General features: G+C 38.4%; 8 protein-coding genes. 5 read left to right on the forward strand and 3 right to left on the reverse strand.

Annotation, left to right across the window (positions count from 1 at the left end):
- Positions 1 to 43: 43 nt before the first annotated feature.
- The 3 genes from BV902_RS04915 to BV902_RS04925 all read right to left on the reverse strand — a co-directional run bounded on the left by BV902_RS04915 (position 44) and on the right by BV902_RS04925 (position 4029).
- The gene (locus BV902_RS04915; RefSeq protein WP_083663481.1) at positions 44 to 1507 is read right to left on the reverse strand and encodes a hypothetical protein; all 1464 of its coding nucleotides are present in this window, start codon (positions 1505 to 1507) and stop codon (positions 44 to 46) included.
- A gap of 325 nt (positions 1508 to 1832) precedes the next feature.
- Positions 1833 to 2924: a DKNYY domain-containing protein gene (locus BV902_RS04920; protein WP_075991002.1), complete on the reverse strand. Its 1092-nt coding sequence runs from the start codon at positions 2922 to 2924 to the stop codon at positions 1833 to 1835.
- A gap of 34 nt (positions 2925 to 2958) precedes the next feature.
- Positions 2959 to 4029, reverse strand: coding sequence for a S41 family peptidase (locus BV902_RS04925; protein ID WP_075991003.1), 1071 nt, complete (start codon positions 4027 to 4029; stop codon positions 2959 to 2961).
- Positions 4030 to 4604: 575 nt separating this feature from the next.
- Between BV902_RS04925 and BV902_RS04930 the strand changes: the two genes are divergently transcribed.
- The 5 genes from BV902_RS04930 (at position 4605) to BV902_RS04950 (ending at position 11948) form a co-directional block, all read left to right on the forward strand.
- Positions 4605 to 6347, forward strand: coding sequence for a hypothetical protein (locus BV902_RS04930; RefSeq protein ID WP_075991004.1), 1743 nt, complete (start codon positions 4605 to 4607; stop codon positions 6345 to 6347).
- Positions 6344 to 9841 (forward strand): DEAD/DEAH box helicase, encoded by a 3498-nt coding sequence (locus tag BV902_RS04935; protein ID WP_075991005.1) that lies wholly within the window; start codon positions 6344 to 6346, stop codon positions 9839 to 9841. Before BV902_RS04930 ends, BV902_RS04935 begins: the two co-directional genes overlap by 4 nt.
- Positions 9842 to 10243: 402 nt before the next feature.
- Entirely contained in the window at positions 10244 to 10546 is a 303-nt protein-coding gene (locus BV902_RS04940) for a hypothetical protein (protein ID WP_075991006.1), read from the forward strand.
- Positions 10530 to 11183, forward strand: a complete 654-nt coding sequence (locus BV902_RS04945) for a hypothetical protein (protein ID WP_075991007.1) — start codon at positions 10530 to 10532, stop codon at positions 11181 to 11183. Before BV902_RS04940 ends, BV902_RS04945 begins: the two co-directional genes overlap by 17 nt.
- Positions 11184 to 11198: 15 nt before the next feature.
- Entirely contained in the window at positions 11199 to 11948 is a 750-nt protein-coding gene (locus BV902_RS04950) for a hypothetical protein (RefSeq protein WP_075991008.1), read from the forward strand.
- The last annotated feature ends 95 nt before the right edge of the window (positions 11949 to 12043 follow it).

Here is a 12043-nt window from a genome sequence, read left to right on the forward strand (position 1 = left end):
AAATTAATCTTGGCAATTTGAGCTGAAATTGAGCGGTATATTTTTATTCTTTATACTCCTCGCCCGTAGCAATGTCAATAAAATAGCCCTCGTGCCGATTCTGCTCATTTCTAGGTTGTACCCAACCGTTGGGATTGATGGTCATGTAGCTTTTGTTGCCGATTCGTTGTTTTGTCTTATTGTTGTATAAAGTATAGCGGCCATCTTTATACTCCTGTAATGCGAAGATTTGTCGTTTACCATCTAAGGTTTCAATATGTTCGAAATCGGGGTTTATATCCCAAGTCTTTGCACTTGAATTCCATAGTCCTTTTGTAGGTTCCAGATCACCTCGTTTTACATCAATTAAATAAAGATCTTCTGATGAATCGACGTATTTTATTTTTCCGGTTTTCCAATTCTTTTCCATGGCATTCGAGGTGAGTAACATGTGTTTGTCTGGCCAGACCAAATTACCCACCTGATCCAGGATATAGAAATTCGGGGCTTTGATGGTGTCCAATAAGTTGCCATCTTTATCTATATATAACCAATCATAAGCCCAGATCGCATGATCGTAGTTAAATCTGCCCAGAATAAAATAGGGCGAATTAGTCACCGAATAAACTAAGGATATTTCTTTTAGAAAGGCAATCTGTGTCGCATTGGCTTGTCTAATTTGTTTTGGAAAAGCTTTGTCGTATTGTGGAAAGGCATATATACTCCCTGTATTATTGTCCTTTAGTAGTTTTGGGATTGTTGGGCTGTAGCGCTCCTGATTGATGGAATCGAGCTGTATGGTCTCATTTTTCCAAAGAAGGTCTATTTTGTCAATGCCCGTCAAAGCGGATAAAACCGGTTTTTTGCTTTTGATATCAAGGATAGCAAAACTGTTTGTTGATGCTGGAATATAACGTCCGTTTTCCAAGGGCATTTCAATGTGTTCTTCTATTTGCTTAAGTTTTTGATCTTTTAGCAGATATAGGTTCCCGTTGAGAATCATATGCTTGTTGTCTAAGGGGTAAGTTGCAAGGTTATACTCGTTCTCATCGTAAGGAATATCTTTTTTCAGCAAGACCTGATTACTTTCCAATACCCGTATTTCAAGCTTAACATAAGTAGCTGTTTTCTTGATATAACTGCTTAGGATATTCCAGTCCCATTTCCAGAAGGGCAATTTCTTTTCATATTCCTGACGTTTCATTACGAGAGTCAGCTGTTCGAGGTCTAAGAGCTGTAAATCTACGTCGGAATAATGTTCGATAAATTCACCTTTGCTGTTAATGATCCCCGTTTGATCCTTTTCATTGGCTACCAGTGCGTATCCTGTGGACGTGAAAGGCTGAGCCCAATGGAACTCTTGGGATAGCTTCTTATGGAATGCGCTGTCGACATAGACAAACTGCTTGTTTTTGGTTTGATAGGGAATCCACTTAACCCGGTCATTTTTTGTGATTATGGCGGATTCCTGTGCACATGCTGTGATACATAGCATAGCTGTTATACTTAGCAATAATGATTTGATCATTCTTTTTTTTCTATAAATTGGACCTACTTGTTTGCAGCTCGCATGTTATTGCAATTGCTCTCGTTGATCGAGCCCGAATGCGAATCGTACACGCGCTGAAACGCGTTGGTTTCGAAGCTAAAGTAGTGGAAAACAAGCTTTAGAAAAATAGCCGATTTCAGTGATTATCGTGGCGGCAATCAGGGGTGATTTAGTGTAATGAAAGTGAAATGGAATACCGTATATTGTAAGTTATAGCCTGTTGGCGTGTAATATTGACCGCTGATTGGACAGATGATATCGGGAAGGAGCAGCGCTAATTTTGGGGTTGAGCCGATTAGTGTGATCACTTTTTAGTAACCGGCACCAAAATAACCTCCCCTTTGTTGGTTTGGTACCAGTATTTGTTGCCCCGGTCATCTTCGAAATCATGGTTTACTCGCGACTTGTCAACCTTTCTGAAGCTTTTTACATCAGGGCCATTGAATATTTTATTTCCAATGAAAATGTGGTTCGCGTCTTTTGCTACAGCGAACTTGAGAACCTCGAAGGTTTTCGGATCTGCTTCGGCAAATAATTGTTGCTCGTAATAGACATGATTTTTGTCGCGCGACCAAAGGACTTTTCCATTTGCCCCTTCCAATAGCTCGAAACTTTCGGCATCGACCGCTGCATATTCAAATTGCTTACCCGAGATAATCACCAATTGGTCAATGATTACTGTCTTATCATTAAGGAATTTTATGTTGTTTGATGAAGGAAGTTCGATCTCCAGTATACCGATGTTTTGATAAGGCTCGTAGTAGAGCAGTATTCGGTCATTCAGTAGTAGATAGGCTATATTGAGAGCCTTAACGTTCTCTGTTTTATAGTGGAGCGGAAGAATCGCTTTGTCTGTTACTACGAAAAGCTGATTTTTATCTTTTACAAAATTACTGTTAACTACGTTGAATGAAGCATAGTCGACGTTCAGCGGTTGATACCTATAAAAGTAATGTGCTTTATCTTTAGCTAGTGCTGGAAGTTGATGATATAATGTTGTATAAGTTGCAGGATCTGCTCTTTCGATAATGGTGAGCTGATTTTGGCTACACGTTGAAGTTGCCGAAGCAAAACCTTCAAACTTGAATACATGCTCCTGATCGATTGGAATGTTGTTTTTCAGTTGAAATGTCTTTACATCGACCAGCTCTTGCGGGCATCCCATAAAATAGACGTGATCTTTATCGCGGGCATAGACCTCTTTGATCACAGCAAAACTTGCCAGATCGGCAACCATCTTTCTCGAACCTCGTTCAAAGCCGTTTCCGCCCGGTATAAAATAAATCGCACCGCTCTTTTTGTAGTAATCTTCAGACAAAGGACTCACTTGCTCTTTGCAGGAAAAGAGCAGACCTATCAAAGCACTTATTATTCCCATTTTTAAGATATTTTTCATACTCGCCAACGTTATACTTTATCGCAATTATTGCTTATTCATTGATGTAACGCACCGCAAAATCGATCCAGTCTGTAATAGATTCATCCAGATAGATATCGGGCTGTATACCTATATTGTCAATCGGATATTGCGGTAAACGGGTAGATCGGTAGGTTGGCAAAAGGAGCTGGTAGTTGTCGCAACCAAATTTGAACTCACGTATAGAGCCATAGTCAAGGGCGCCCATACTCGGGGTTCCCATGATTTTTACTTTTTTGCTCTGGCGGGAACTGAATAAAAAATTCTCCGCTGAACTGGCTACATTTCTATTGGCTAGGATAATGACCTGTTGCGGACTTTTTTTATTAAGGACAATCGTATCTATGATCACCTTCTCGTCACCATACAGTACAAATTTTCCGATATTCTCCCTGTATTCCCGCAGATCTTCGTCAATTCTTTTTACTTCATTCAGAGAATCCTGCTTGATATTCTTGATGGCATAATCACGCAACCCATTGACTAAGGTCTGTGTCGCAAAAAACTCAACACTCATAATCCGGATCGGGTTAGTTAAGATATAGGGCAATAGGGGCTGGTATACATCGTCCGTTCCACCGCCGTTGTTTCGTACATCTATAATAAGTCCTTTACTGCTTTCGATCTTTTCTTTGTTTTTTTCGATCAGCTCTTTGAAAGGGGCTATGTTTTCGTACCCGAAGCTTGAGATCTTAATATAAAATATATCGGGACTGATCGATTTTGAACTTATTTCCTCTTCTGGTTCTGCCTTTGGGGTTTCGGTACTTGTCTGTGGAGCATTTTTCTTTTTGGAAAGATCAGCTAAGACAATGTGTTCATCCTGGAAGAAGTCAAGATATTCCTGCAAAAGTCGCATACAGCTCCCATTTGAAACCAGCAAGCTTTTCTTCGTCAATATATTTTTTTTAGCTTGATACAGGTCCTTATTCTGCTTGGTTTTTTCTGGAAAACCAGGGTACTCGCTCTCTATTTTTACAATTAATTGCTTAAGTGCCTGTGAGCAGTTGCAGGTGGTTTGACCATATATTGGTCGAACAAAGAAAACAAGACAAAAGATGAGGAATAATTTGGTATTGGTCATGGATATGGTTGTTAAAATTAATGCAATTTAAGAAATAGCGTATTTTCTGATGCTTAAAAATTGAATAGCCTAAAAATAGTAGAAATATATAATTGATTCGTGAGTTGTTTACAATTCGTAGCATATATTTATAATTTGTAAAAGCCGGAAATAAATGGTCGTGTGTCTATGTACAGGCCCGTATCCTTTATTTAAAACTTTAATGATAAATAATATTTTGATTTGGTTTTGTTTATTTATATATTTGTATATATAAACTATATTTATGTATTCTATTTTGTTTTTCTTTTAATGGGAAAACAAAGTGTTTTCTCTGTCTATATTGCCAGCGACGGGGAAACACTTTTTCGCTAAATGAATGATTTGAATACATGTTGATTTAAATGCTGGTATTTCCTGAAAAGCCAAGGGGTGAACGTCTATATGTAGTAATGTGTTACCCCCTCTTTAGTCTCCTTGGTTGTAATACTGTTTTTTTTACAATAAAGTATTGATTATTTGCAATAATGATCTGTAACAGTCTGATCTGTTGGAGTAATTTATTGTGCCAAATTTTTAATCTTAAATCATTTAGTATGGAAATTAATAGCCAATTAATTATCGATCGGCTTTCTCAGCGTATGGATCTCGATCGTGCCTATCTTTTTAAATATCAGTTTCTCGGTCAGGAGCATTATCATTTGCTTCTCGCACTCAAGCATGTGAGCGGGCTTTCACCGAAGGTATTAAAGCCTATCGTGGAGTTATGTTTAATGGATCAGAAGAATATTTCCTTTGAGCTGGTGCCAATTGCTGAAATGCTCAGTAAAGTCAAAGTGGGCAGCCTGTATTATTCCTATGCCTCCCTACCTGAAAATACCGTTCATCAGGCTGGTAACAAAAAGAACCCACCCCTTCAAGCGAAAGAGCTAAAAAGTGTTCTAGAAATAGCTGATGAATATTACCAGAAGCTCTTGCCTATTTCAGCGGGATTCCTACAGGGGGCTGAAACATTTGGTCAGCAGGGGAACTATCAAAGGGCTGTATTTATGTTACATCAAAGTATGGAAAACCATTTGCGTTTTTTACAGCTAATGATTGACGGAAAAGCCAATAATGTACATCATGTTAGCAACAGAATTAAAAGCCTCAATGAACATTTTTCCATGTTAAGGGAGTCCCTTGTCGGAAAGGATGAGGAAGAAAAGAAACGTTTTAGATTATTGGACAGTGCCTTTGATGCGGTGAAACAAAATAAGGACCTCGAAATTTCCGCCTTTGATGCCTCCTGGCTTTATGAGCATTGCAAGTTTGTTCTTCATACGATTGAACAGCTGTACTTGAGTTTTATGGAAGGCCTTAAAACCGGCTATGAAAAATTGTTGGCAATAGTGGAACAAAAAGTCGCAAATAAAAACGTCGAAGTTGCAGTAGGTAATCTGGCGGCGAAGGAGACTACATTATCGAATGCCGCGGCCTCGCAGTTTCATGCATTTCCTTGGCCGGATCGGTATGAGGCAGATATACTTCATGTGCTGGCTCAGATTCGTCAGGAGAATAATCCCGAACAAATGATGCTGCTCAATTATTACGTCAGCGATGCGCATGGAAAAGGACTTTTTCATTTTCCTGCAGTGGAAAATGAAAAGGCAGAAATCTACCTTGTCGTAATAAAAAAGAAAATAGGTCACTGTCACTTTCGAAAAATCGTTTATGGTCGAGTTACTGCAGTTGTAGCTTTTATGAGCACAGATTTCCTGGCAACAAAACTGGATCTGGGCAGCCGTTTCTCCCATACTATCTGGAATGAATCTGTTGTTGTTTACCGTCGTCCGAGTTATAAACCAACATATCCCGTTTCTCCGATCAATTGGCATGATACATTGTTTAAGACATCCATTTCATGGACACGCAATTCAAAACTCATGCAGGATCTGCTAGGTGTATTTGCTTTTGAAGGACTTGCTAGTTCACAATTGGCTGTATTATTTTTAAATCAATTGACTTCAATTGGACTATACAGTTATCTCTACCTACGAATTGGGTATGCCCCGATGAATGTGACTATAGCCGATCTGGTGGACTGGACCTGTATCTGTGATAAAAAGGTGAAGGAATTTTTTACAGCCAGAGGGGATGTGGAAGAAATATTGAATGCAGAGTTATTAAAACAGATGAAAGGGCGGATCTATGAGCTTCCTTCACAATTAGCTCAGCTTGATATGGATTACTTTAGGTCAAAAGCAAAAGAAATTACAGATTTCTTTGTCGATCTCTGTGATCAGAGCATACGGTATATGGAGCTGAAATCGGAGGCTAAATTAAACGAAGTGATATGATAGGAATTGGCTTTAACTGCATTACGACGGATGCTAAGATCCATTCAGTCGAAAAAATACTTCCAAAAAGAAATTCTAGTGAACCTCTTGTAATTCCTTGGGAAGATGGATTTATAGGGAGAATGACTCCGCGCTACCTGAGCAAATATTATGCTGATGATGAGATTCCATTTATGGAACGAGAGAATATTGTTATTCAGGTCCGACCGTATCCACCGAAATATGAACTTAAGTTAAAAAAGTTCTCGGGTACTACGGTTAAAGTCGAGCTGACTACGGAACACCTCAGCATTAATTGTTCTTGTAGCGACGATGTAGCAGGGCTTTGCGTACACGAAGCAACCCTGTTATCGAATAAATTACTGGATAGTTGCCCAAATTATTTAAAGGGCCTATATCGGGCTGAAATCAACAATTTGCCACCATGGAAGAAAAAGATCGTGCCATTTAAGGTCTGTGAGAACTATTCTTATGCGGAGTTAACTGTAGAAATGAATAATGAATATGGACGATTTTATCGTTTAGCTACTAATGATTATGAGAATGGACTTCGTCTGCCTGCACGTAACTTGGAAGGATATCTCGATTTAAAGCGAAACGATGAAGTATGTTTTTTTGTTACAATAAATTTTTCCGCTTTTGGTCTGCCTGTTTTTTTTCCTTTTCATTATAAATTTAAACGCTCTCGTTCCTTTTCGCACTCTTATCTATTGGACGAAAGTAACTTGAAGATGTCTTTAAATTCTTATGATCAGTATCTGGAATTGTTCAGTCGTCGATTTGCCGCCCTCCTTTATGAAGATAAAATACTTCGGGAAGAGAAGAAGGATCTAATCAGTGAAGATATCAACTACTTCGAGCGGAAACAATGGGAAATTATACAGATATGGCGTGATTTACTGGAGGATCCTCCGTTTCCAATTAAATTACGTTTTGCCCAAACATTTAAACGCTATCGATTTGCACATCAGATTAATTTGAAAAATTCGAGCGTGCTGGGTGCCGCTACATTAACTAAAGCACGGGGGAATTTGCAGCTCAAAGTCGAAATTGATGATCAGGATCAATATCTGAAAATGCGAATTTGTCTCTATTACAGAAACCAGCTAATAGATTGTCCTGAGTTTTTGGGGGATGAAAATTGTTTCTTTCTGAAAATATCTAACGAGGAAATTTTATTTATTGATAATCTGACCCAGGCTGGAGTATTGCAAAAGTTTAGACAATGGAAATATAGATTGACTGTCTTTAAAGAGAATTATCATACCTTCTTGAACGATTATCTGATACCCCTATCAAAAATAGCGGAGCTTGTCATCTTAAATAGGCTAGGGGAAAATATGACAATTCCTCAAGTCTTTAAGCCGTTTAAAAAAATAGCTACTATTTCTGTAATTGACCAATTCCTTTGTATAGCGGCTTTTGTCGAATATGAGAAAGAGGGTAGATTTTTGTTGAACTCCAGTAGCAACTTGATTTTAGAGGAGAGACTGAATCAATTGGCGTATTTTGAAAGGAATAAGCTCGAAGAAAAGGTTTTTCAGGAATTTGTTAAAACACAACATCCGATTCTTAAGGAGACAACATTAGAAAATAACTGGTTGATTCCTTTGAAAGAAATTGAAAATACCACTTGGCTATTTGATTTCATGGACAGCTGCTCTCTCAATGAAATTTCGTTAGAAATTGACCATCTTCAGCAAGGTAGCGTATACTATCCTTTCCCTCTAAATTGTATTGTCCGTAACATCCGTCTGGAAAATAATTTATGTTCAATTCTACTGGGGCCGAAATTTGGAAGACAAACAATTTCAATGGATGAATTCGAGGATTTGATTATGGGAACAGATAAAGTTTTTACTCTTACTGATGGGACTTTTGGCATTATACGCCGCGCTGACCGAGAAATCTTTAGGCCACTGTTTTTAGGAGGAAGAAGAGAAGAAGATTGTTTTGTTTTAAATACAATTCAACTTGTGTCTATGCAGAAGGTTTTGGATAAAATAGATAAAAAAATTATTCAGGACAGTATTCGGGAACGTCGTGAAAAACTCGCAGCTTTGGATGAAATCCCTCTTTTGGAAATCCCTAGAAGCTTAAAAGCGCAATTACGACCTTATCAGCAGGTAGGTTTTAGCTGGCTCACTTTTTTGAATGAATTTCAGTGGGGCGGCCTTTTGGCTGATGATATGGGTTTAGGGAAAACATTGCAGATTATAACAGTGCTGGAATACTTTTATCAACAGCATTCTACAGGAAAATCTGCTTTAGTGGTTGTCCCGAACTCTCTTTTGTTCAATTGGGAAAATGAATATAAAAAGTTCGCCCCCTATCGAAAAATAGAAATCTATCATGGGAAACACCGGGAAGCATTTATTTTTGAAGAGGAAGGCACTGTAGTTCTTACGACATATGGAACGATGTTGACTGATGCGGCGTATTTAACCAGTTTAGACTTTAGCTATCTGATTATGGACGAATCCCAAGCCGTCAAGAACCGTAATTCGAAGCGTTTTGAGGTGCTGTCAATGGTTAAGGCCGATTACCGTGTAGCGATGACAGGAACGCCAGTTGAAAACGGTATACAAGATATTTATGCGCAAATGTCTTTAGTTAATCCTGGTTTCTTTGGAGATTATCGAAATTTTAACAAGGCATATAAGGGTGTCAAAGAGGTAGATATGGTTCAAGAGACGACTTCTAGCCTCCAAAAGATGATCCAACCTTTTATTCTTCGGCGTACAAAAAAACAGGTTGCTTTGGACCTTCCTGAAAAGACCGAAACAATTCTCTATATGGATATGCTTCCAGAGCAAAGGAAAATATACGATAAGGTCAGAAAAATATTCAAGGGAGAGATTGAAAATAATCTGAATAGCGCTGATTCCACGAAATCCAAATTTTTAGCGATCGAGGCGCTGCAAAAACTACGGCAGCTTTGCAACTCCCCCATTCTGATGAAAGATGGCGGCTTCGGTCATGAATCTATTAAATTGGATTTTATTGATGAGATCATGGATGAAGTAGCTCCAAATCATAAGATTCTTCTCTTTTCGGCGTATACTTCCATGCTTAAGCTGGTGGCTCAACGAATCGAAAATAAGGGAATAGCTTATGTCTACCTTGATGGTAAGATGAATCAAGATCAGCAGCAAAATGCGGTCGAAAGATTTCAGAACGAGGACGAATGCCGTGTGTTTCTCATTAGCCTTAAAGCGGGAGGAACCGGCTTAAATCTAACGGCTGCCGACTATGTCTATATTTTGGATCCCTGGTGGAATCCTGCTGCCGAAGCACAGGCGATAGATCGTTGTTATCGAATAGGGCAAGAAAAGCATGTGATGGCTTATAAGATTGTTTGTCGGGATTCCGTTGAGGAGCACATCTTAGCCCTTCAAGAAAGTAAAAAACGAATATCCGAAGGACTGATTTTAGATGAGGCTAATCTAATGAAATCGATCAGTAAAGATGAGCTGCTTAAATTATTTGAATAACCAATTGTACACTATAATGATCAAAAAAGTATCTCCACAAAAAGCATCCTATAGGGGAATGATGTTTTCGCACGATTTTCAACTATGGTACACCTATCTAAAACGGAGAATAGAAAAGGGCTGGAGACCTGAAGAACTGTCGTTCTTGGTTGGTAGACCTGATCATGCATATTTAGACTTTGAAAAAATGTATCAGGTACGAAGTTTTTTGACCCAGGAATCGATCTTGCTGGATCGAATATACATGAGCTCATGCATTGAACCGATGGAATTCATCGCGAAAGATATGAAGTTACCGAAGAACGTCTCGTCCGTCTTCATATTGAAGAGGACGAGGTCAGGTGGCATTATTCTATCGAAATTCCTTGGCAGTTTGTCTCGCAAAAAAAGTCTTCAATTGCATTGCAATTTGAGGAATGGAAAGCTGAAAAAGATGTCCAGCTTGAATCGGATGCGATGTTACATGTGCGCCAAAAGATTGAAGGGCTATTGGATCTGGAATTCTTTGGGCATGGTGCAGCTCCTTGGCAACTGTTTCGGAAAGTTAAGGAAACGGGACAGGTTCATCTCCAGATTTATCCAAGGCATTTGAAAAATGTGCTGTATGGACTCATTCAGCAAAACAGGTTGGTCGTCAGAAATGTAGAAGGAAGGTATTCTTTTTATCCGGTTGATAGAAAGGAGGAGCATGCAAAATTTAATTAATGATATTGGCAGAGAGAGATTTCGCGCAGAATTTTCCATGTACTATGCGGGTATTATTTATCTCCTGATATTAAATCGGATCAGCTGCGGTTTTACCCGTGAAGAAATGGCTTTCTTAATGGGACAAGAGCAAACCTATGTTAAGGAAATGGAAGAACTTAAAATTCCGGCCGGAAATCTTGAAGTTATGGTGCATCTCAGTTGGGTATTTAATCGTAGGGGTATAGATATCAGTAGATTTGACAATAAATCTAGCTATCAGTTTGAGTTGACGATTTGGGAAGAAAAGGCTATTCGATACTATCAAATGGAATATTTTATCAATTCCGTTGAAACCATGACTTTTTTTCAATTAATGGAGGAAATCAGGGTAGAAGATTCAGCCCAAGCTGAACAGTTCGCATGCGATTGCATGGTAGTGGAAATCGTTTTGGGTAAGCTTATCGAGATGGATTATTTTAAGAAATATAGAACACCGCTTGAACTATGGCGTTATGCGGAAAAGTATCTGGGAGAAAAAATTTGCATAAAAAGCTTGATGCATGAAATTGGCGTGTTCGTAGGAAAGAAAGGGAGTGCACCGCTGCGGAAAACTAAAGCCAAGAGTTTTGGCTTCCGCTATATCGCACATAAATAAAAAATATTAAAAAATATGGAAGATATAATTGGAGTACCTTTAAAGGTACCACGAAATTTTCGGTTAATATGTGAGCTTTTTGGTATCGCTGTACCAGCTTTTATCCAATTGTTTTTGGATCATTACTCTTTTATAGATCAAAATTTTAAAGATAATTCAAGCTATAATATTGTGACTAGGGCTATACGTTTTATCAACGATAAAATTCCTAAAGACCATAATCGTTTGAAGATCGAATTCAAAGATAATGACAGGGATGTTGGGATAAAATTATTGCGACGTCAGGTAAAATTAGCAGTCAATAGAAATTATAGTACCGGCGAACGCAGAAATAGAGGGCGTATTATTACTGCGCAGCTTTATGATCTTTTTGCTAAAAAGGTAATGCTTAAAGATCGAATTTATTTAGATGAAAACATATACTTTAAATTGAGTAAGGATTTTCTGCTGACTTGCATTATGAATTCCGTTCATCCATCGCATTATATCAATACCATGATGCTGCAGGCATCAACACCTGATTTTTTAGCAGCAATGCACCTCGATAAAGCGACTTATAATCCAGTTTTGGGATTTATTCATCGTGTCCTTGACGGTTATGGCGGCCTTATTGATTGGGAATATCGTAATACATCTTTTTTTAAACGATTTATAATGGATTTGCAGGAACTCAATAAACGATATTTTTTCTATCGGGATCTTGATCAAAGAGTTGCACTTTATCACGTCTGGCTAGATAATCTTTTGGAAACTAAGGAGGACTAATTTGAGTTATAAACAACCTTTGGAAAGTTTGGGAAACAACCTGTCTTTTGATGAAGATGGCGTAATCTTACAGCGGTTAAATAGAGGTAACTAGG

This window comes from Sphingobacterium sp. B29, from assembly GCF_001952815.1.
GTDB classification, from domain to species: domain Bacteria; phylum Bacteroidota; class Bacteroidia; order Sphingobacteriales; family Sphingobacteriaceae; genus Sphingobacterium; species Sphingobacterium siyangense.